This window comes from Halomicrococcus gelatinilyticus (assembly GCA_024227995.1).
GTDB lineage: Archaea > Halobacteriota > Halobacteria > Halobacteriales > Haladaptataceae > Halomicrococcus > Halomicrococcus gelatinilyticus.
The window spans coordinates 22,325-42,821 of record CP100466.1 but is presented as its reverse complement, the minus strand read 5'-3'; the positions used below and the strand labels follow the sequence as shown (position 1 = coordinate 42,821).

General features: G+C 71.2%; 21 protein-coding genes. 14 read left to right on the top strand and 7 right to left on the bottom strand.

Annotation, left to right across the window (positions count from 1 at the left end; genetic code table 11):
* Positions 1–99 precede the first annotated feature (99 nt).
* The 3 genes from NKT36_RS15365 to NKT36_RS15355 all read left to right on the top strand — a co-directional run bounded on the left by NKT36_RS15365 (position 100) and on the right by NKT36_RS15355 (position 4,536).
* A complete protein-coding gene (locus NKT36_RS15365) occupies positions 100–2,916 on the top strand; it encodes a cation-translocating P-type ATPase (RefSeq protein ID WP_327053658.1) in 2,817 nt (938 codons plus the stop codon).
* Positions 2,917–3,017: 101 nt separating this feature from the next.
* Positions 3,018–3,701, top strand: coding sequence for an MBL fold metallo-hydrolase (locus tag NKT36_RS15360; RefSeq protein ID WP_327053657.1), 684 nt, complete (start codon positions 3,018–3,020; stop codon positions 3,699–3,701).
* A 121-nt stretch (positions 3,702–3,822) separates the two neighbouring features.
* Positions 3,823–4,536 carry a CPBP family intramembrane glutamic endopeptidase gene (locus tag NKT36_RS15355; protein ID WP_327053656.1) on the top strand — a complete coding sequence of 238 codons (714 nt, stop codon included), beginning with the start codon at positions 3,823–3,825 and terminating at the stop codon, positions 4,534–4,536.
* Positions 4,537–4,559: 23 nt separating this feature from the next.
* Here NKT36_RS15355 and NKT36_RS15350 read toward each other — a convergent pair whose 3' ends face one another.
* Positions 4,560–4,838 carry a hypothetical protein gene (locus tag NKT36_RS15350; RefSeq protein WP_327053655.1) on the bottom strand — a complete coding sequence of 93 codons (279 nt, stop codon included), beginning with the start codon at positions 4,836–4,838 and terminating at the stop codon, positions 4,560–4,562.
* Between the two features lie 55 nt (positions 4,839–4,893).
* Here NKT36_RS15350 and NKT36_RS15345 point away from each other — a divergent pair, with 55 nt between their 5' ends.
* A complete protein-coding gene (locus tag NKT36_RS15345) occupies positions 4,894–5,160 on the top strand; it encodes a hypothetical protein (protein WP_327053654.1) in 267 nt (88 codons plus the stop codon).
* Between the two features lie 60 nt (positions 5,161–5,220).
* On the opposite strand, the gene NKT36_RS15340 is transcribed toward NKT36_RS15345, so the two are convergent.
* Positions 5,221–5,847 (bottom strand): universal stress protein, encoded by a 627-nt coding sequence (locus NKT36_RS15340; RefSeq protein ID WP_327053653.1) that lies wholly within the window; start codon positions 5,845–5,847, stop codon positions 5,221–5,223.
* Between NKT36_RS15340 and NKT36_RS15335 the strand changes: the two genes are divergently transcribed.
* The 4 genes from NKT36_RS15335 to NKT36_RS15320 all read left to right on the top strand — a co-directional run bounded on the left by NKT36_RS15335 (position 5,846) and on the right by NKT36_RS15320 (position 8,267).
* Positions 5,846–6,022 carry a hypothetical protein gene (locus tag NKT36_RS15335; protein ID WP_327053652.1) on the top strand — a complete coding sequence of 59 codons (177 nt, stop codon included), beginning with the start codon at positions 5,846–5,848 and terminating at the stop codon, positions 6,020–6,022. The two genes, NKT36_RS15340 and NKT36_RS15335, sit on opposite strands and share 2 nt — an antisense overlap.
* 66 nt (positions 6,023–6,088) lie before the next feature.
* Positions 6,089–7,201 carry a M24 family metallopeptidase gene (locus NKT36_RS15330; protein ID WP_327053651.1) on the top strand — a complete coding sequence of 371 codons (1,113 nt, stop codon included), beginning with the start codon at positions 6,089–6,091 and terminating at the stop codon, positions 7,199–7,201.
* 45 nt (positions 7,202–7,246) lie between these two features.
* On the top strand, positions 7,247–7,864 hold the full coding sequence (locus tag NKT36_RS15325; RefSeq protein ID WP_327053650.1) for a molybdenum cofactor guanylyltransferase: 618 nt from the start codon (positions 7,247–7,249) through the stop codon (positions 7,862–7,864).
* A gap of 25 nt (positions 7,865–7,889) precedes the next feature.
* The gene (locus NKT36_RS15320; protein ID WP_327053649.1) at positions 7,890–8,267 is read left to right on the top strand and encodes a hypothetical protein; all 378 of its coding nucleotides are present in this window, start codon (positions 7,890–7,892) and stop codon (positions 8,265–8,267) included.
* Here NKT36_RS15320 and NKT36_RS15315 read toward each other — a convergent pair.
* Positions 8,245–9,642, bottom strand: coding sequence for an FAD-binding oxidoreductase (locus tag NKT36_RS15315; RefSeq protein ID WP_327053648.1), 1,398 nt, complete (start codon positions 9,640–9,642; stop codon positions 8,245–8,247). The genes NKT36_RS15320 and NKT36_RS15315 overlap by 23 nt on opposite strands.
* A 185-nt stretch (positions 9,643–9,827) precedes the next feature.
* On the opposite strand from NKT36_RS15315, the gene NKT36_RS15310 reads away from it, so the two are divergent.
* The gene (locus NKT36_RS15310) at positions 9,828–10,247 is read left to right on the top strand and encodes a CBS domain-containing protein (protein ID WP_327053647.1); all 420 of its coding nucleotides are present in this window, start codon (positions 9,828–9,830) and stop codon (positions 10,245–10,247) included.
* Positions 10,248–10,319: 72 nt separating this feature from the next.
* Here NKT36_RS15310 and NKT36_RS15305 read toward each other — a convergent pair whose 3' ends face one another.
* A complete protein-coding gene (locus tag NKT36_RS15305) occupies positions 10,320–10,856 on the bottom strand; it encodes an Ntn hydrolase family protein (RefSeq protein ID WP_327053646.1) in 537 nt (178 codons plus the stop codon).
* Positions 10,857–11,031: 175 nt separating this feature from the next.
* On the opposite strand from NKT36_RS15305, the gene NKT36_RS15300 reads away from it, so the two are divergent.
* Positions 11,032–12,123 carry a S1C family serine protease gene (locus NKT36_RS15300; RefSeq protein ID WP_327053645.1) on the top strand — a complete coding sequence of 364 codons (1,092 nt, stop codon included), beginning with the start codon at positions 11,032–11,034 and terminating at the stop codon, positions 12,121–12,123.
* Here NKT36_RS15300 and NKT36_RS15295 read toward each other — a convergent pair.
* A complete protein-coding gene (locus tag NKT36_RS15295) occupies positions 12,101–12,967 on the bottom strand; it encodes a S1 family peptidase (protein ID WP_327053644.1) in 867 nt (288 codons plus the stop codon). The genes NKT36_RS15300 and NKT36_RS15295 overlap by 23 nt on opposite strands.
* A 177-nt stretch (positions 12,968–13,144) precedes the next feature.
* On the opposite strand from NKT36_RS15295, the gene NKT36_RS15290 reads away from it, so the two are divergent.
* Positions 13,145–14,449, top strand: coding sequence for a TIGR00341 family protein (locus tag NKT36_RS15290; protein WP_327053643.1), 1,305 nt, complete (start codon positions 13,145–13,147; stop codon positions 14,447–14,449).
* 118 nt (positions 14,450–14,567) lie between these two features.
* A complete protein-coding gene (locus NKT36_RS15285; protein ID WP_327053642.1) occupies positions 14,568–15,818 on the top strand; it encodes an FG-GAP-like repeat-containing protein in 1,251 nt (416 codons plus the stop codon).
* Positions 15,819–15,843: 25 nt separating this feature from the next.
* On the opposite strand, the gene NKT36_RS15280 is transcribed toward NKT36_RS15285, so the two are convergent.
* Together NKT36_RS15280 and NKT36_RS15275 are read right to left on the bottom strand one after the other, a co-directional pair.
* Entirely contained in the window at positions 15,844–17,076 is a 1,233-nt protein-coding gene (locus tag NKT36_RS15280) for an MFS transporter (RefSeq protein ID WP_327053641.1), read from the bottom strand.
* Positions 17,073–18,158 carry a class I SAM-dependent methyltransferase gene (locus NKT36_RS15275; protein WP_327053640.1) on the bottom strand — a complete coding sequence of 362 codons (1,086 nt, stop codon included), beginning with the start codon at positions 18,156–18,158 and terminating at the stop codon, positions 17,073–17,075. Before NKT36_RS15275 ends, NKT36_RS15280 begins: the two co-directional genes overlap by 4 nt.
* Positions 18,159–18,387: 229 nt before the next feature.
* On the opposite strand from NKT36_RS15275, the gene NKT36_RS15270 reads away from it, so the two are divergent.
* Positions 18,388–19,362: a DMT family transporter gene (locus tag NKT36_RS15270; RefSeq protein ID WP_327053639.1), complete on the top strand. Its 975-nt coding sequence runs from the start codon at positions 18,388–18,390 to the stop codon at positions 19,360–19,362.
* A gap of 161 nt (positions 19,363–19,523) precedes the next feature.
* The gene (locus NKT36_RS15265) at positions 19,524–20,387 is read left to right on the top strand and encodes a helix-turn-helix transcriptional regulator (protein WP_327053638.1); all 864 of its coding nucleotides are present in this window, start codon (positions 19,524–19,526) and stop codon (positions 20,385–20,387) included.
* Positions 20,388–20,497: the final 110 nt, after the last annotated feature.

The following is a 20,497-nucleotide window of genomic DNA, read 5'->3' as shown; positions in this document are numbered from 1 at the left end:
GCCCGGTAGTTCCTTGAGCGTGGCGAGAGATGCACCTGACGACGCAGCGACCCCGTCTCCCGTCGCACTCTCGCCGTGACGGGCCGACGAACCTGGACCATGAACCGCCTCGACGCCGCCGACCGTGCGGACGAGCGTCCTCCCTGGCACAGCGCCCCGCTCGACGACGTCTACGAGCAGCTCGGGACCGACGAGAGTGGCCTGAGCACGGCCGAGGCGGAGCGGCGTCGCGAGGAGTACGGCCGCAACGAGATACGGCGCGGGGAGTCGGTCTCGCCGCTCGCCATCTTCGTCGAGCAGTTCCAGGACTTCCTCATCTACCTCCTCTTTCTCGCGGCGCTGCTGTCGCTGGGCGTCGGCCTGCTGCCGGGCGAGGAGCCGAACTACGTCGACGCGGCGCTCATCACCATCATCCTCGTCGCCAACGGCGTGTTCGGGTTCGTCCAGGACTACCGGGCGGAGAAGTCGATGGAGGCGCTCCGGGAACTGTCCTCGCCGGACGCCACCGTCCTGCGCGACGGCGAGAAGGTCACCGTCGACTCGACCGAGGTCGTGCCGGGCGACGTGGTGTTCGTCGACCAGGGCGACGCCGTGCCGGCCGACGCTCGACTCGTCGAGTCGTCGAGCCTCGAGACCGACGAGTCCGCGCTGACCGGCGAGAGCGCCTCCGTCCCGAAGGAGCCGGGGACCGTCGACCCGGAGACGCCGCTGGCCGAGCGGCCCAACCTCCTGTTCATGAACACGAACGCGGTCTCGGGACGGGGGACGGCGGTCGTCGTCGAGACGGGGATGGCGACCGAGGTCGGCGCTATCGCCTCTCGGCTCACCGAGGCGGAGGAGACGGTGACGCCGTTCCAGGAGGAGGTCGACCGCCTCGGCCGCCGCATCGGCTACGGCGTCGTCGCGCTCATCCTGCTCGTCACGCTCGTCCAGGTCCTGTTCACCGCCGCCGACCTCCTCACCGTGCTGCTCACCGGCATCACGCTGGCCGTCGCGGCCGTCCCGGAGGGCCTGCCGGCGGTGGTGACGCTGACGCTCGCGCTCGGCTCCCGGAAGATGCTGGACCGGAACGCGCTCGTCCGCCGACTGCCGGTCGTCGAGAGCCTCGGCTCCGTCGACACCATCGTCACCGACAAGACCGGGACGCTCACCGAGAGCCAGATGACGGTCACCCGAATCCGCACCGGCGGCGAGACGTACGAGGTCACCGGCACGGGGACCGAACCGGAGGGCGAGTTCCGCTACGACGGCGTCGAGACCGACGTCGAGCGTCTGACGCCGCTGCTGCGCTGCGGCGCGGTCTGCAACAACGCCGAGCGCGCGCCGCCGTCGGAGGACCGGGACTACTACGGCGACCCGACGGAGGTGGCGGTGCTCGTCGCCGCCGTCAAGGCGGGCGTCGACCCCGACCACGACCGCCTCCGGGAGATACCGTTCTCCTCCGAGCGCAAGCGGATGACGGTCGTCGCCGACGAACCGACGCCGTTGCCGGGGCGCGAGCGAGAATCCGCCGCGGTCGCGGGCGACGGGGACGCGGCCATCCGCCCCGCCGCCGGGGCGACCGAGGGCGACGCGACGGCGTACGTGAAGGGCGCTCCGGAGGTCGTCCTCGACCGGTGCGACCGCATCCTGACGGAGTCGGGCGTGCAGGAGCTCACCGACGACCGCCGCGAGTCCGTGCTCGAACGGAACCGCGAGTTCGCGGGGGACGCCCTCCGCGTCCTCGGGTTCGCGACCCGCAGCGTCGCCGACCCGGAGGCCGACCCCGACGACGTCGAGTCCGGCCTCGCGTTCCTCGGTCTCCAGGGGATGATCGATCCGCCGCGCGCCGAGGTGGCCGACGCGGTCGCCGACTGCCGCGACGCCGGCATCCGCGTCGTGATGGTGACCGGGGACAACGAGGCGACCGCGAAGGCCGTCGGCGAGACGGTCGGCTTCGACCCCGGAGGGGCGATGACCGGCGCGGACGTCGAGGCGCTCTCGGACCAGCGACTGCGCGAGGTGGTCGAGGAGGTGGAGGTGTTCGCCCGCGTCGACCCCGAGCACAAGGTGCGGATACTGCGCGCCCTGCAGGCGAACGGCCACCGGGCCGCGATGACCGGCGACGGTGTCAACGACGCGCCCGCGCTCCGCAACGCCGACGTCGGCATTTCCATGGGAATTCGGGGGACCGACGTGGCGAAGCAGGCCTCCGACATGGTGCTGCAGGACGACAACTTCGCGACCATCCGGGACGCCATCGCGGAGGGGCGCGGCATCTTCGACAACATCCGCAAGTTCGTCAACTACCTCCTGTCGGCGAACGCCGGCGAGGTCCTCGTCGTCTTCGTCGGCGTGCTCGTCGGGGCTACCTTCTTCCCACAGGCGTTCGCCAACAGGTCGGAGGCGCTGGTACTGACGCCCGTCATGCTGCTGTGGATCAACCTCGTCACGGACGGCCTCCCGGCGCTGGCGCTCGGTGCCGATCCGAAGGCCGAGGACGTGATGGACCGCGAACCGCGCGGCGAGGGCGACCCCGTCATCGACACCCGGATGCTACTCTCCATCCTGACCATCGGCGCGCTGATGACGGCGACCGGCCTCTCGCTGTTCTTCTTCGGCCTGACGGAGACGCGGCGGGTCGTCGTCGCCCAGTCGCTCCTCTTCACGTTCCTCGTCACCATCGAGATGGTGCGCATCCAGACCATCCGGGCGCGGTACGACCAGAGCATCCTCTCGAACGGGTGGCTCGTCGTCGCGATACTGGTGACGCTCGCGCTCCAGTTGCTCGTCCTCTACACGCCCCTGAACCAGCTGTTCGAGGTCGTCGCCGTCTCGCTCACGGGCTGGATCTGGATCGGCGTCGCCTTCCTCGCCTTCCTCGTCGCCCAGGCGCTCCTCGTGTCCCTGTACGACCGGGCGTTCGAAGGTCGGTGACTGACGGCGACGGTCGTCCCGTCGCGGGCGCAGGCCGAACTGTCTCGCTCGCCTCGCGCGAGGGTCCCGGAGTTAAGCCGCCGGCCGCCGTACGGCCGAGTATGGCCGACCGACTCGCGGACGGCGTCTGGCTGCTGGACCTCGACCGTGTGCCCGTGTTCGGGGCGAACGCCTTCCTGGTCGACGACGGCGAGGTGACGCTGGTCGACGCGGGACTGCCGCGAGCGGGACTTGGCGACGAACTCGCCGCGGCGGGTTACGCGCCGGCTGACGTCGACCGCGTCCTCCTCACGCACTACGACCTCGACCACGTGGGCGGCCTCGGCGACCTCGCGCTCGACGCACCGGCGTACGCCGGTGCCCGCGACGCCGCGCTCGCGACTGGCGCCTACGACCCGCCGTGGCTCCACCACAAGGGCGCGTTCCACCGGCTCGCCCGCCGGCTCTGGTCGCTCCCGGCCGACCTCGAACTGCGGTCGGTCGACGACGGCCAGCGCGTCGGCGCGTTCACGGTGTACCACACGCCCGGCCACAACCCTGGCCACGTCGCGTACGTCCACGACGGCCTCGACGTCGGCCTGCTCGGCGACCTCGTCTGGGAGGTAGACGGCGACCTCACCCCGCCGGAGTGGTGGGACTCCTACGACGTCGCTCGACTCCACGAGAGCATCCGGACGTTCGCGGGGGCCGCCCCGTCGCTGTCGGTGCTCTGCCCGGGGCACGGCGACCCCATCGTCGGCGGTGGGTCCGCGCGGCTGACGGACCTCGCGACCCGGCTCGCATAGCAGTCTCGTCACGCGCGCCCCTCGTCCGCGGGTCGTGGGGGGACGTGGCCGACAGGGTTTACTTGTTGGGAGGCCGAAATGTACGACGATGACTGCCCGCTCGAACCAACGCCCTCGTGCGATGCTAGCGGCGATCGGCCTCGGCGTCGGCGGCCTCGCGTTCGCCGCAGTGGTCGTGCTGCTGGCGACGATCCCGTTCTTTGCGGCCGGCATCCCCATCAGCGACGAGCCGTTGCTGACCACCGCGCTTTCGGTGGTGATGGGCCAGGGCGTCGGGTTCGGTCTGTTCGCGCTGCTGTACCTCCGGTACACGGACCGAGGCGTGGACTACATCTCGGTCCGCGTCCCGACGCTGCGGGACCTCGCGTGGACGCTCGGGGGGTTCCTCGTGTTCTACGGCGGTCTCGTCGTCGTCTCGTTCGTGCTCACGTCGCTCGGCATCCAGTCCGCACAGAACGACATCGCCCAGATCGGCGAGCAGGACCCCCGGGTGTTCCTCCTCCTTATCCCCCTCTCCTTCCTCCTCATCGGGCCCGGGGAGGAACTGCTGTACAGGGGGGTCGTCCAGGACCGACTCCGCGAGGCGTACGGCCGCTGGGTCGCCATCGCCGCCGCGAGCCTCATCTTCTCGATCGTCCACGTCTTCTCGCTGCAGGGCGGCCTGGAGGGGAAGCTCGCCTACCTCGCCATCCTGTTCGTCCTCTCGCCCATCCTCGGCGCGACGTACGAGTACACCCGGAACCTCGTCGTCCCGTCGCTCATCCACGGCGCGTTCAACGCCGTCCAGTTCGCCATCGCCTACCTCTCGGTCACCGGCCAGCTCCCCAGCGCCTGACGCTCCTCCCCGACCTCGAACGGTCACCCCGTCCGCCACCGCCTGATCTGGAACTCCGCGTAGCCGCCGTACGCGAGCTCGAGCGCACCCATCCACCAGTTCCACCGCTCGGGGAGCGAGTGGCCGGCGGGCGCGTCCTGCAGGTTGTCGACCATCGCAGCTGCCGTCAGGTCGACGCCGGCGTCGTCGTAGTACGCGCCCGAATCCGCGAGGTCGCGCGCCTGTCGGACGACCACCCGGCGCTCGTCCGCCGGCGCGTCGAACGCCTCGCGGAGCCGGCGGTCGAGTTCCGTCTCGTCCATAGTGATTTACTCGTCGCTCCGCGTAGTAACTGCTATGCCTCCCCGACGACCGACCGTGTTCGAAGTCGACGAGTACGAAGCCCAGGAGTTCGACGGCGTCCTCGTACAGGAGAACGCCGTCGTCTGTCTCGACGCGGGCGAGAACGTCCGCGTCGTTCCGATGGACAAGGTGAACCACGTCGACGCCGACCCCGACCTCCTGCTCACCGGCGCGGAGGTCCCCGATTCGTTCTTCGGCGGCGCGGAGTACGCGTTCGTCGACGTGTCGAAGTTCGACCAGCTCCAGGAGCACCTCGAGGATCTCCGGCGCGAGAACTACTGACAGTCGCGACGTCGCGGCCGGTCGCGGCGAGTCGTCTCTCGCCGGTCGCGACGGCGGCGGTCAGTCCCGATTGCGGATGCGGGCGACGCTCGTCTCGCCCGTCGACGGGTCGACGTGGACGTTGAACGCCTCCTCGTCGTTCTCGGCGCGGACGATCCACGTGTTCGCGGCGCGGTACGGCTCTTCGGTGACCGAGACGTCGTCGTGGCCCTCCGTCGCCAGCGCCTCACGAGCGACCGTGATGGCCCCGTCGGCGGTCCCGACCGTGCGCTCGCCGGTGGCCCGGACCGCCATCACGGGCACCTCGGACCGCCGGATGACGCGCTCGGCGACGCTGCCGAGCAGGACGCGACCGACGCCGGTCCGCCCGTGCGTCCCCATGACGACGAGGTCGACGTCGTTGTCGTCGACGTACTCGAAGATGCGGTCCGACGGACGACCCTCCTCGATGGCCGTGACGAACTCCACGCCCTCGTCGCCGGCGCGCTCGGCGATGGCCTCGGTCGCCTCCCGGCCCTCGGCTTCGAGTTCGTCCCGTGACGACCCGGCCCGCTCCAGACGGTCGGTCCCGACGACGTAGAGTGCGTGCACCGTCGCGTCGTACTTGCCCGCCACGTCTATCGCGTGCTTCGCCGCCTCTCGGGTCGCCGTGCCACCGTCGGTCGGAACGAGGATCCGGTCGTACATGGACCGCGATACGTATCGAATCGACAAAGTGGTTGTCCTCGTGCGTCGTTCCACGCAGCCCCGACGTCCGCAGCCGGGCCAGGAGCCGGTAGCGGTGCTCGGGCCGGCGTCGCTCGACGACCTGCTCGCGACCGACGAGTCGCCGTTCAGGCAGGCGGCGTTCGCTTCGAGGTGACCGACCGGAACCGGGCCGGCGCGCGACGACGGGAGCTTTTAGCCCCCTCCGTCCGTGGATGCCGGTATGACCGAGGTCTTCGAGGAACGCACCCGTCGCTGTCAGCAGCGACTCCAGGCGGTCGACGCCGACGGCGTCGTCTGCTTCCCGAGCACGAACCTCTACTACCTCTCCGGCTTCCGCGAGGAGCCCGGCGAGCGCCACCTCCTCCTCTTCGTCCCCGCCGCGGGCGACCCCGCGTTCGTCGCCCCGGAGATGTACGACGAGCAACTCGCCGAGGAATCGTGGGTGGCTGACGTGCGGACGTGGAGCGACGGCGACGACCCGCTCGACCTCGTCCGCGACGTCGCTGCCGACCTGGACCTCGCCGGTGGCCGCCTCCTGCTCGACGACCGCATGTGGGCGCTGTTCACCCAGGACCTCCGTGCCGCCCTGCCCGATGCCGGGTTCGGCCTCGCGAGCGAGGTGCTCGAACCGCTCCGGACGCGCAAGGACGACGCCGAAGTAGCGGCGCTGCGACGCGCCGCGGCCGTCGCGGACGACGTCAGCGTCGCCGTCCGCGAACTCGGCGCGGACGCCGTCGGGATGACCGAGGCGGAACTCGCCCGCGAGATAGAGTCGCGACTCGCCGACGCCGGCGGCGAGGAACCGGCGTTCGAGACCATCGTCGGTGCCGGGCCGAACGGCGCGAAACCCCACCACGGCCACGGTGACCGCGAGATCGAACCGGGCGACCCCGTGGTTCTCGACTTCGGCGCGTTCGTCGACGGCTACCCCGGCGACCAGACGCGGACGGTCGTCTTCGACGGGTCGCCGCCCGAGGAGTTCGACCGCGCCCACCGCGCGGTCCGCGAGGCGCTCCGGGCGGGTATCGAGGCGGTCGAACCCGGCGTCACCGCGGAGTCGGTCGACCGCGCCGCCCGCGAGGTCGTCGAGTCGTACGGCTACGGCGAGCGGTTCGTCCACCGCACCGGTCACGGCGTCGGCCTCGACGTCCACGAGGGGCCGTACATCGTCGAGGGCAACGAGACGGAACTGGAACCCGGGATGGTGTTCAGCGTCGAACCCGGCGTCTACCTGCCGGGCGAGTTCGGCGTCCGCATCGAGGACCTCGTCGTCGTCACCGGGGACGGCTGCGAGCGCCTCAACGACTCGCCGCGGACGTGGCAACCGCTCTGAGACCCACCCACACTTTCTTGCCCCCGCCGCGCCTACCCGCGACACGTGTCAACGGGAGTCGTGATCGCCGGCGGTCGGTCGACGCGGTTCGGCGACGCTGACAAGGCGGTCGCCGACCTGGCCGGGACGCCGATGGTCCGCCGGGTCGCCGACCGCCTCGGGCCCGCCGTCGAATCGCTCGTGGTGAACTGCCGCGAGGACCAGCACGACGCGATAGCCATCGCGCTGGACGACTACGACCTGCCGGTGGCGTTCGCGCTCGACGAGGACCCCGACGAGGGCCCGATGGCCGGCATCAGGACCGGCCTGCGCGCGGTCGAGACGGAGTACGCCTTCGTCGCTGCCTGCGACATGCCGTTCGTCGACCCCGACCTCGTCGCCTACCTGCTGGAGCGCGCGGAGGGCTTCGACGCCGCCGTCCCGCGGCCCGACGAGTGGTTCGAGACCACCCACGCCGCCTACCGCGCCGACGCGATGGCCGACGCCTGCGACAAGGCGCTCGAACGCGGCGACAGGAAGATAATCGCACCGCTGTTCGACCTCGACTATGTCACCGTCGGCGTCGAGGAACTCCGCGAGCGAGGCAGCCTCGACAGCTTCGACAGCCTCGACACCCGCGCGGCGTTCCACGCGGCCGCCGACCGCCTCCGCCGGCAGGACTAATTCCCGGTCCGCCGTCGGCCCAACCGTGACGCTCTCTTCCGACGACCGACCGTCCCCGGTGCCCGAGACGATAGCCGTGCTCGTGGAGTCGCTGGACGCCGTCCGCGAGGGTCGCGACGCCGTCGCCCAGAGCGTGCCCGTCGCCAGGGAACGCGTCGCGACGCTCGAACGCCGCGCTGCGGGCGTCGAGCGTGCGCTGGACCTGCTTGTCCGCGACCGTAGCGGTGCCGACCTGCGCGTCCTGTTGCCCGCGCTCGACGGTCATCCTGGCGTCGGCGAGTCGGACGGCGAGCGGACGCCCCGGCGTCGGCGAGACGTCGACCCCGACGGTACCGAACCTGCCCGGACGTCCCGGCAGTCGTCCCCGTCGTGCCGCTCGCCTACGTCGCGGCGCTCGGCCTGACGTTCGCGTTGTGTCGGAACCGGTTCTGCGGGTCGTAGCGCGCCTTCACCGCGGCCAGCCGCTCCGCGTTCCGGCCGAACGACGCTCGTTCCGCCTCGGCGTCGAACATGGCGAAGTTGGCGTACTCCTCGCCGGTCGAGTGCGGCTCCATGGCGTCCCAGAACGACTGGACCCACTCGACGTTTTCCTCGTCGTCGGCCGGGTCCGACCACGTGCCGTCGATGCTGAGCAGGAACGGCGCCGTCCGCTCGCCGAACGCCGTCGCCCCTGGCGCGACGTCGGCGATGGCCCCGCCGCGCGACCGGATGGGAATCGTCGACCGCGGCGACGGTCGCTCCCGCGCGTAGTCGACGACGGTCGCGATGGCCTCGTCGTCGAGTTCCGGCAGGTAGTGGGACTTCCAGTAGTAGCGGTCCCCGTTCGGGAACTCGGCGTCGAGCATGGACTGCACCGCGACGTACGGCATCGGTCCGCTCATGTCGAGCATCGGGGTCGCCAGTTCGCGCATCGGCGCCAGCGCCTTCTCGCCCTCCTCGACCGGGCCGGCGTACATGCCCATCATGCCGACGAACGGCTCGCCGTGGAGGTCCTCCGGGAACGTCGGCTCCGCCGGAACGCTCCACAGTACCGCGTCCACGGTCACCGCCTCGGGTGCGTCAGGCGCGAACTCCCGCCACGCTCGCAACACCGCCTCGCCGTCGTCAAGCGGATAGAGCGCGCCACAGAGGTACACCTCCGGCCCGAGCTCGTGGGCGTCGAACTCGAAGGACGTGACGACGCCGAAGTTGCCGCCACCGCCGCGCAGCGCCCAGAACAGGTCCTCGTGCTCCGTCGCGCTGGCGGTGACGACGTCGCCGTCGGCCGTGACCACCTCCGTCGAGCGCAGGCTGTCGCAGGTCAGCCCCCACTTCCGGCGGGTCCAGCCGTAGCCGCCGCCGAGCGTCAGGCCCGCGACGCCGGTCGTGGAGACCACGCCGCCCGGCACGACGAGGCCGTAGGGCCGGGTCTCGTGGTCCACGTCGCCCCACGTCGCGCCGCCCTGGACGCGGACGGTCCCCTCCTCCCGGTTCACGAATACGCTGGCCATCCCCGAGAGGTCGACCACGAGGCTGTCGTCGGCGACCGCTGTCCCCGCGACGCCGTGCCCACCCCCTCGGACCGCGATCGGCACGTCGGCGTCGCCGGCGACGTCCACCGCGATGCGGACGTCGGCGACGCCCGTCGGCCGTGTGATGACGGCCGGCCGCTCGTCTATCATCCCGTTCCACACCTCCCGGGCGCTCTCGTACGCCGGGTCGTCCGGTCGGAGCACCGTCCCCCGGAACTCTGTCTCGAGTCGTTCGAGGTCTGCTTCCGCGAGTACGTTCGTTCCCATCGTCTCTCTCCCATGTGGATTGTCAACGTACATCGCGATAGCGTTGCCGGCCTTGCGACGGTCTGCCGGACTTCGGCGCGCAGCCGTCGTTGTCGACCGGCGGTTCGAACCGGTGACGCCGAGTCTCGGCCGCCCGTACAGTTTTACCGCTGACCGTCGTCGACTGGTGCGGGGGTAACCGGACAATGCCAATCCAGGACATCGCTCGAACTGAGGTAATGACCGCCGGCCGGGACCAGTCGGCAGGTAATCTCGCGACCGTCATGGCGGAGGAGAAGGTCGGCAGCGTGGTCATCGAGGAGGACGACGACCCCGTCGGCATCGTCACCGACCGCGACCTGGCGATCCAGGTGCTCGAACCGCGCGAGGACCCGACGGAGGTGACCGCCGAGGAGATCATGACCGAGACGCCCGTCACGGTGGACGCCGACCAGGGGATCTTCGAGGCGACGGCGACCATGGCCGACGAGGGCGTCAGGCGGATGCCCGTCGTCGACGACGGGAACCTCTCCGGCATCTTCACGCTCGACGACCTCGTCGTGTTGCTCACCGACGAGATGACCAACCTCGCCGGGGTCATCGAGACCGAATCGCCGCCGTACTGAACCTCTCTCGCCGTCCCGTTTCTCGTCGCCTGCTCCGCGCGTAGCGCGTCGGCCCGTCAGCCCTCGGGCCCGTCAGCTCTCGGACGCGAGCAGGTACGTGTCGCTCTCCGGTCCCGTCTCCGTGTCTCTCTCAGCCACGGTCGCCATCGTGTCGCGCGCGAACGCGGCGACCGCGTCCAGGTCGTCGTCCGCGACGTCGCTCTCCAGGCGCCCGAACGCTATCGGCGCGCCGCTGCCGAGCGCGCTCCGCTCCGTGTGGACGAGGCTACCGTCCTGCCCGAGCTCCCGCAGCCCGGCGCTACCGTCGTCGGCGCGGGCCGCGACGAGCGCGTCGACGCCGGCGTCGGACGCGAGGTCCCCGGCCACGTGCGCGACGCGGTCGAGCGACATCGGCTCGCCGTGCTCGGTCTCGTACGCGCGGAGGTCGGCCTCGAGCCGCGACGCGAACGAGCGAATCGCGCCCGGGTCGCCGACCGCTGCCGCGCCAACCCGCCCGAAGTCGTGGACCCGCTGGACGCCGTCGCTCGTCACCGTCGACCCCTTCGCGTGCCGTCGGTCGCCGGCGAGCACGACACCCGCGGGCGTCGCGATACCGAGTATCGTTCCCATGTCGGGTACGTCGCCACCGAGCGGCAAGAGCGTTGTTCCCGGACCGCTTCACGCCGGTCGCCCCGTCCGTTCGTCGTCTCTCCCCCGCGGTTTCCCGCTCCCGTGGCCGCCGTCCTGTGTCCTCGCACGAACGTGGCGAAAGAAGGATAGGTGCGTCGTCGAATACACGAACAGGATGGCTACAGACCCATCGTCTCGACGACGGTTCCTGCAGTTGGCGGGCGCGGGACTGGCCGCCGGCCTTGCTGGATGTAACTCCGGTAGCAATCCGTCCACGGCCGACACGTCGTCGACGACCAGGACGACGACCGCCGCCGCGGACGATGCGACCGACGCCGCCGGCGCGGCCGAGAGCGTCTACGCGCAGGTCTACCAGCAGACCATCGGCTCGGTCGTGCTCGTCCGGACCGAAACCGGACGCGGTACCGGCTTCGTCTACGACGACGGCCACGTCGTCACCAACGCCCACGTCGTCGGAACCGCCGACGAGGCCGAGGTCCGGTTCCGCGAGGGCGAGTGGCGCACCGGCGCGGTCGTCGGCAGCGACGCTCACAGCGACCTGGCCGCAATCGCCGTCGACGACCGACCGAAGTACGCGCGACCGCTGGCCTTCGTCGACGACGAACCGGTCGTCGGCCAGGAGGTCGTCGTCATCGGCAACCCGTTCGGCCTCGACGGCACCGTCACCGCGGGCATCGTCAGCGGCGTGAACCGCTCGATACCGAGCCCGGCGGGGTACAGCATCCCCGACGCCGTCCAGACCGACGCTGCGGTCAACCCCGGCAACAGCGGCGGCCCCATCGTCTCCCTGGACGGCGAGGTCGTCGCCGTCATCAACTCCGGCGGCGGCGACAACGTCGCCTTCGGCATCTCGGCGGCGCTCACCCGGCGCGTCGTCCCGGAACTCATCGCGGACGGCGAGTACGACCACGCCTACATGGGCGTCCTGTTCGCCTCGGTGACCCCGAGCGTCGCGGAGGCGAACGGCCTCGACGAGCCGCGCGGCGTCATCGTCGAGGAGGTCATGGACGACGGCCCCTCGGACGGCGTCCTCCAGTCGAGCGACGACGACGAGTTCGTCGACGGCGAACTGGTCCCCGTCGGCGGTGACGTCATCACCGCCATGGACGACACCGAGGTGAAGACGATGGAGGACCTGTCGAGCTTCCTCGCCCTGAAGACGAGTCCCGGGAAGACCATCGAACTGACCGTCGTGCGGGACGGCACCGAGCAGACCGTCGACCTTACGCTCGGGAAGCGCCCGTAGCCCGCTCCCCGTTCAGCCACCGCGACGTCCACCTTCTCACCGTCTCCGCCGGGACCGCCGTCGTCAGTCGTCCGCGGGGGAACGATTCGTAGACCGCCGCCGGTCGGTCCAGTCGCTCCCGCTCGTCGTCGCGCCCGGTCGTCCCCTTGACGCACCCCACCACGTCCCCGTCGAGCGTCGCGAGCGGCGACCCGCTGCTCCCGCTCGCCACCGGGACGTCGGCCAGCAGCCACCCGGTCCGCTCCTCGTAGTCGACGTACCGCCCCAGGCTCGCCACCCAGTCGCCGACCCCGTGGGGATGGCCCACGACCAGCACGGGGTCGTCCCTCGATACGCTCGCCCTGGCCGTCGTCGGGAGTGGTGGCGGCGCGTCGAGGTCCGTCTCCAGCAGCGCGACGTCGGGTACCCTGCCTGCCCGGTACCCGACGCGGACCGCCGTCCCGGAGCGGCCGTCGAACGTCTCGACGTCGAACCGTCCCGTTTCGGCGACGACGTGTGCGTTGGTGACGACGTGGCCGTCGTCGACGACCCACCCGGTGGCGACCGCGTCGCCCGCCGTCAGCTTCACCACGGACCGCCGGACCTCGTGGGCGGCCCGCCGCGCCCGCTCCCGGACGGCCGGCGGCAGGTCGCCGTCGGCGCGTCCCGTTCCGACTCCGTTCTCGCTCCGTTCGCTCCCCTCGCCGCTGGACGGCCCGGTTTCGTCGTCTCGCCCGCCGCCCGCGGCTGCCCCATTCGCCTCGCCCGCGCTGTCCCCGCTCGCTCGCCCCACCAGCGACGCCGGCGCGAGCGCGGCGAGGGAGGCGGTGCGGAGGAACCGCCGTCGACTCCCCGTGTCGGTCATCCGTCGTTCTCGCCTCGACGGACGCACGACCGTCGCCTCCAAAAGTCCCGGCCCGCGTCCCGTCCGGCGACCACGATGGTATTGCGCCGCGCGCAGGTGGACGGAAGGGAGCGTCCGCGTCGCCGGAACCGTTAGCTGGGCGACCAGTTCTTGGTCGTGGCCGTCGATGGCGGTACCATGCGCTTCGTCGAGGTGCTCGTCCCGACGGGGAAACGGGGGGCCGTGCTCGAACTGCTCGACGCGGAGGGGGTCGACTACGCCGTCACGCCCGAGACCGGCCGACCGGAGTACGTGGCCGTCGTCACCTTCCCGGTCGCGACCGACGCCCTGCCGGACGTCCTCGACGAACTCAACGCCGTCGGCGTCGACGAGACCGCCTACACCGTCGTGACCGAACCCGAGACCGTCATCTCGGGGAAGGCGACGGGCGTCGACCGCCGCTCCGGGAGCGACGCCATCTCGCGCGAGGAGATGGCCGCGCGCGCCAACGAGCTGGCACCGGCGCTCTCGACGTTCGTCGTCATGACGCTGGTGAGCACGGTCGTCGCGACCGCAGGCCTGTTCCTGAACTCCTCGGCCGTCATCATCGGCGCGATGATCATCGCGCCCGTCATGGGTCCCGCCGTCAGCACCGCCGTCGGCACGGTCACCGCCGAGAGCGCCCTCCACCGTCGCGGCATCGCACTGCAACTCCTCGGCGTCTTCCTCTCCATCGCCGGCGCGGCCGTCTTCGCGTGGATAGCGCACCAGAGCTTCCTCGTCTCGCCCGGTCTGGACGTGCGCGAGATACCGGCCGTCCAGCAGCGACTCGTCCCCGACCTGCTCTCGCTGGTCATCGCGCTCGGGGCGGGCGTCGCGGCCGTCGTCAGCGTCACCCGCGACGTGGGCCAGGCGCTCGTCGGCGCGCTCATCGCCGTCGCGCTGATTCCGCCGGCCGCGACGACCGGCATCATGCTCGCGTGGAACTACCCCCTCTCCGCGCTCGGGGCCTTCCTGCTGACCGTCGTCAACCTGCTCGCCATCAACTTCGTCGCGCTGGCGCTGCTGTGGGCGAGCGGGTACCGCCCGTTCGAGGCGGACCTGACCGACGTCGCGCGGCGACTGACCGTGCTGCGCATCGCCGGTCTCGTCGCCATCCTCGTCGTCCTCTCGCTGATTCTCACCGGCGTCAGCATCATCTCCTACGGGTCGGTGGCGATACAGGACCAGATGCACGAGGAGGTGGCGTCCACGCTCGACTCGCCGCAGTACGACGACGTCCGCCTCGTCGAGACCCGGTCGAACGACCTCCAGGACGCGCTCTACTTCGGCGAGACGTTCGAGCTCACCGTCGTCGTCGACGCCGCCGGTCCGCGGGACGACCTCGCCGCGGACCTCCGCGACCGCCTCGAAGCGCGATTCGCCATCCCCGTCGCTGTCGAGGTGGAGTACGTCGAGTACGCCCCACCGACCGAGCAACCGCCCACCATCCCCGGCACGTGACCGCCCAGTCGCTACTGAGGGGACCGGCGCCGTCGCGAACGGCGACCGCCTGTGGTTCGACTCTCGAATCCGCACCTCCTGACGGCATCCTTTTCAGCGGCGGTTCGGAAGTCCGACCATGCGCCCCCGTACCGTCGTCGTCCTCGGCGGCGTCGTCGCGCTACTGGGGTCCCTCCTCGTCTTCGGCGTCGCGACGTCGCCCTCCGGCGGTGGCCTCGACGAGGCCTGGGTGAGCGACACGCCGCGGGACAACGAGGTCAACCATCACGCCGTCGGCGTCGGCCCCGCCGCGGACGTCGTCGTCGCCCCCGTCGCCGAGGTGCCGAACAGCGACGTCCGCCTGACCGACCAGTCCTGTACCCTCGTCGGCCTCGCGCCCGAGAACGGGTCGGCGACGTGGCGCGCGGGGCTCGCTGCGGAGGACTGCTTCACCCACTCGCTCACCGAACCCGCCATCGGCGACGTGGACGGGGACGGCGACCCCGAGGCGGTCGTCGGGACCACGGAGAACGCGCTCGTCGCGTACGACGCCCGCAGCGGCGTCGAGGAGTGGCGCGTCCCGCTGGCGACGTACGGTTACGGGCGTCCGACGATCGCAAACGTCACCTCCGCACCCGGTCCCGAGGTCGTGACGAGCGACATCGACGGGAACGTCGTCGTCGTCCGCGGCAACGGGTCCGTCGCGTGGCGGTTCCGGGCGAACGAGACGCGGTGGAACAGTCCGGCGGTGTGGGACGCCCCCGTCGTCGACGACGTGGACGGCGACGGTCGTCCGGAGGTCCTCGTCGGGAGCAACAAGGGAGCGCTCTTGCTGAGCGCGCGCGGCACCGTCGAGTGGCACCGCGACGAGTCGGCGTCGTACGTCGCTGCGACGCAGGCCGACGACGACGCCGCCACCGAGGTGTTCGCTGCCGGGACGTCTGCTCTCAGGGCCTACGACGGGGCGTCCGGCGACCGCGAGTGGACGCGCTCGCTCTCGAACGCGCGCGTCCGCACGACCGGGGACGCCGACGGGGACGGGACGACGGAGCTGTACGTCGGCACCGTCGACGGGGAAGTCCTCGCGCTCGACGCCCGTACGGGCGAGACGGAGTGGTCCGCGACCGTCTCGACCGCCAGCGACGACACCGTCCCGCCGCCGGTGCTCGGCGACGTGAACGGCGACGGTCGGCGCGAGGTCGTCGGCGTCACCCACGTCGGCGAGGTCGTCGTCCTCGCCCCCGGGTCGGGGACAGAACTGGCCCGCTACGAGCGCAACGTCCCGGTCTGGACGTTCGCGACGCCGGCCGACGTCGACGACGACGACCGGGCGGAGATCCTCGTCCGCTACGGCGACGGTCGCGTCGTCGCGCTCGACTACGCCGCCTGACTGCGTCCCGTCTCCTGACTGCGTCTCACGCCTCCGTCGCGACCTCCTCCAGGTCCGGCCGGCCGGTGGCGTCCCTCCCCGGCGCGAACACGGCCACGGGCCCGCTCGCGAGCGCGACGACGGCGGCGGCGAGCAGCAGCGTGTGGTAGTCGGTCGCCACGGCGAGTCCGGCGAACAGCACCGGCCCGACCGAGCGGCCGAGGAATGTCGTGCTGTTGCGGATGCTCAGCGCGCCGGCGCGGTGGCGGGCGGAGACCACGTCGCTGATGGCCGCGTCGACCGCCGGCATGCTCAGGCCCAGTCCGGCTCCGACGACGAGCGTCGCCAGGCCGACGAACAGCGGCGACGGCGCGAGCCACATCCCGAGCAGTCCGACGCCGTTGCAGGTGAACCCGAGCGCGATGAGGCCGTGGTTGGAGGCGTGTTTCGCGAACCGGCCGTTCATCGCCGAGACGACGACCGACGACCCCTCCCCGGCCGCCAGCACGAGGCCGATGGCCGCCGGCGACAGCCCGTAGGAGGCCGTCAGCAGGAACGGCAGCACCGTCAGCACCGGGCCGAACAGCAGGACCTCGGTCATGAAGGCGGCCCCATACAGCACGGCCGCCTGGCTCCCCGCGAGGGCCGTCGCCGCCCCGCGGAGGTACGCGACCCCGGCCGTCTCGCGCTCGCCCTCGGGTTCCTCGAGGTACCGGACGGCGAGCAGGCCGAGCGGCACGCCCAGGAGGTACGACGCGAACGGCGCGTTCCAGGAGATGGCCACGAGCGCGCCGCCGAGCACGGGGAACGCGGCCGCGCCCGCGGACAGCACCGCGTTGTTCACGCCGAGGACGGCGTTCCGCTGGGTCCCCTCGAAGGCGTCGCCGACGATGGTGACCGTCGTGATGAAGATGCCCGCCGCGGCGACGCCCTGGACCACGCGGACGGCCAGCACCGTCTCGAAGTTCGGCGCGAGGACGAGCGGAATCCCCGAGACCCCGAACACCAGGAGGCTCGACACGAGCACGCGATTGCGACCGACGCGGTCGGCGACCATGCCGATGAACGGCGAGAGGACGATGCCCGCGACGAAGTACGTGCTGATGAGCAGGCTGGCCTGCGCGTCGGTCAGCGCGAACGTGTCGCGGATGACCGGCAGCGTCGGGGCGACGAGTGGCACGCCGAGCGGCGCCAGCAGGGTGCTCGCGAGCACGACCTGCACCGTCGACGAGCGCCACGGCACCCGCGCGGAGCGGTCCCCGGACTCGTCGGTCGTCATCGCCGTCCCTCCAGGCGGTAGAACCGCCAGAAGTCGTTCTCGATCGGTAACACCTCGACGGCGTCGAACCCGGCCGCGTCGGCGTACGCCGCCAGCGTGTCCGCGCGCATCACGGTCCCCGTCGCCGTGGTGGGCTGCTCCGCCATCCCCACGGGGAGGCAGTGCAGCAGGCTGAACCCGTAGAGCAGTCCCTCGACGTCGCTCGGGTCGGCGAAGGAGTCGCCGGTCCGCTCGTCCATGACGACGACTGTGCCGTCGTCGCCGGCCGCGCGGCGCATCGCCCGGAGGACGCCCACCGGGTCGGCCACGTCGTGGATGCACTCGAAGGCGGTCACGAGGTCGTACTCGCCGGTGACGTCCGCCGCGTCACGGCGGTGGACGGCCACGCGGTCCTCCAGGCCGGCCTCGGCGACGTTGTCCCGCGCCGCCGCCACCGACGCGGCGTCGAGGTCGAACCCGTCGACGTGGACGGTCGGGTACGCGCGGGCCATCCCGATGGCGGAGTGGCCGTGTCCGCACCCGACGTCCGCGACGCGCGCCCCGACCCGCCTGAGGCGAGCGTCCACGTCCGGGATGGCGGAGAGCCACTCCTCGCCGAGCAGGTGGTAGAACGACGGGCGGTTCGCCCGCGCCACGCCCTCGTGGACGTCGTTCCCGTAGTCGGCGTACGGGACGCCGCCGCCCGTCCCGAACGCCTCGACGACCTGCTCGATGGGGGTGGCCGCACCCACGGCCAACTGGGCGAACGGCGCGAGGAAGTGCAGGCTCTCCTCGTCCGTGAGCACCTCGACGTGTGCCTCCGGGAGGGAGTAGCGGCGGCGCTCGGGCGTTGTCGCCGGGTCGTCGACCGCCAGGATGCCCGTCACCGTCTGCTGTTCGCACCACTCCCTGACGTAGCGCTCGTGGGTGTCGGTCGCCGCGGCGAGTTCGTCGGTCGTCTGCGGTCCCCTCTCGGCGAGCGCCGCGTAGAGTCCGAGCCTGTCGCCGAGATAGATGCTGTACACGTCGTTCACGCCGCCGACGGCGTCGAGGACGCGTTCGGCGAACGCGTCGCGTTCGGTCTGGATGACGTCGGTTGCCATGCTAGTACGGAGGCCGACAGCCCGCGTATAGTTACCTCGAGAGACTGAAACGTCCGCGAGAGCGCGGTCTCACCACGTGAGACGCGGTTCCGACTGGGAGCCCACTCAGCGCCTCCGCTGCGAGACGTCTCACGGCGTGAGACTCCTGCCCGCCGGGGCGACCCGTCTCGTTTATCGCAACGACGGTCTCCGGGTAATTATACCACCGCGACGGTCGTACCGTCGTCACATGACCCGGACGACCGACATCGCGACGGTTCGGGCACTCCGCGGCAGGTACGCGTTCGGCCTCGGGTCGCGTGCCGGGACCGCGTCGCTGTTCGTCCTGGTCGCCGTCGTCATGGGCGGCGGCTACGTCTCCATCCGCGTCGGCGTCGAGTCCGTTCCGCCGTTGCTGTTCGCTGCCCTCCGGTTCTACCTCACGGCCGCCGTCCTCTTGGTGGCCGCGGCAACGACTGGCGGCACCTGGTGGCCGCGGACGCGTGCGGACTGGGCCGCCGTCGCTGTCCTCGGCCTGCTGGTGTTCGCCGGTGCCATCGGGTTCCTGTTCGTCGGTCAGCAGTACACGACCGCGTCCGTCGCGGCGGTCGTGATGTGCCTCGGTCCCGTCCTGACGTGCCTGTTCGCCCGCGTGCTGCTGCCTGACGAACGGCTCACCCGTCGACGGACGATGGGCGTCGCGTTCGGACTGCTCGGTGCGGTCGTCGTCGTCCGACCGACCGCCGGGGGCCTGGACGTCGGCGGCGGAGCGGGGGCCCTGGTCGTGCTCTGTGCGGCCGCGAGCGGCAGTCTCGGCAGCGTCCTGCTCGGTCGTCTCAGGACGACGGCGTCGGCGACGACCCAGGCCGCCTGGGGTGCGCTGCTCGGCGGTCTCGTCCTGCACGCGGCGAGCGTCGGCCTCGGCGAACCGGCGGGAAGCGTCGCGTGGACCCCGACGCTGCTCGGACTGCTGGCGTACCTCTCGGTGATGGTCGGCGGCGTCGGGTACGTCGCATTCCTCGTCCTCATCCGGACGGTCGGACCGACCCGGACGAGCCTCACGTCCTACGCGAGCCCCGTCGTCGCCATCGTCCTCGGGTCGCTGGTGCTGCACGAACCGCTGACGGTCGGGACGGTCGTCGGCTTCGTCTCCATCGCCGTCGGCTTCGCACTGTCGAGCGGCGTCGGGGACACCGCCGCGGTGCAGGGTCTCCGGGCGGAGTAGCGCGCGAGGGGCGCGGTCCTCCCGTCGCGTCTACCCCGCTCCTCGTTCGGCGACGTCCGCTCTCCGTCACGGTGCCGAAAAGGGCAGTCTCGACCCCTGCGATACGCTTATGCTGGCTCGTCGCGTCCTGTACAGCGACCGGCGCCCGTCGGCTGATACTGATGACAGATACCGTACTCGATGAGATACTCGAGACGACGACGGAACTCATCGGCAAGGAGCGTTCCGCCGACGTCCCGCCCGCCCAGTTGAGCACCGCCGAACTCCACGACGTCGTCCAGCACCGCGAGCTACTGGCGGTGCTCGTCGAGGAACCGCTGCACCGCCACGAGATACAGGAGCGCCTCGACGTCTCCCGCGCGACCAGCCACCGGTTCACCCGCTGGCTCCGCGACCACGAACTCGCCGAGCGGGTCGACGGCCGGTTCCAGCTGACGGGGAAAGGAGCCACGTTCGCCGACGAGGTGCTCCGCTTCGAGCGGAACCTGCGAACGGCGACGGCGATAGCGCCGCTGCTGGACTCCATCTGCGACTACCACCAGGAGTTCGTCGTCACGCCGTTCGCCGACGCGACCGTGACGACGGCGACGCTGGAGGACCCCTACCGGCCGGTGTCGCGCTTCGTCTCCCTGCTCCAGGAGAGCTCGACGTTCCAGGGGTTCAACACGACCCACATGGTCCCGCCGACGCTCGCCGACGTCTACGACCACCTCTTCGACGGCGTCGAGACCGAACTCGTCTACCTCCCCGACGTCGTCGACAACCTGTTCGAGACGTACCCCGACCGCATCCGGACGGCTATCGACGACGGTCACCTGGAACTCCGGACGCGCGAGGCGCTGCCGTACGGGCTCGCCATCTTCGACGACCGGGTCGGCATCGCCGGCTTCGACGAGGACACCGGGACGATGCACGTGTTCGTCGACTCCGACTCCGCCATCGCCCGCGCGTGGGCCGAACGCGTCTTCGAGATCTACCGCGACAACTCCGACCGGATCGAACCGCCGGTGCGGTCGGCCGAGTAGCGGTGCTCCGGCGTGGTCGGTGCCGACCTGCCGACGCTCGAGACCGACGTTCGAGATGCGACTGCTACTGACAGGTCTGCACCTCCACCGCCGTCGTCCCGACCACTAAG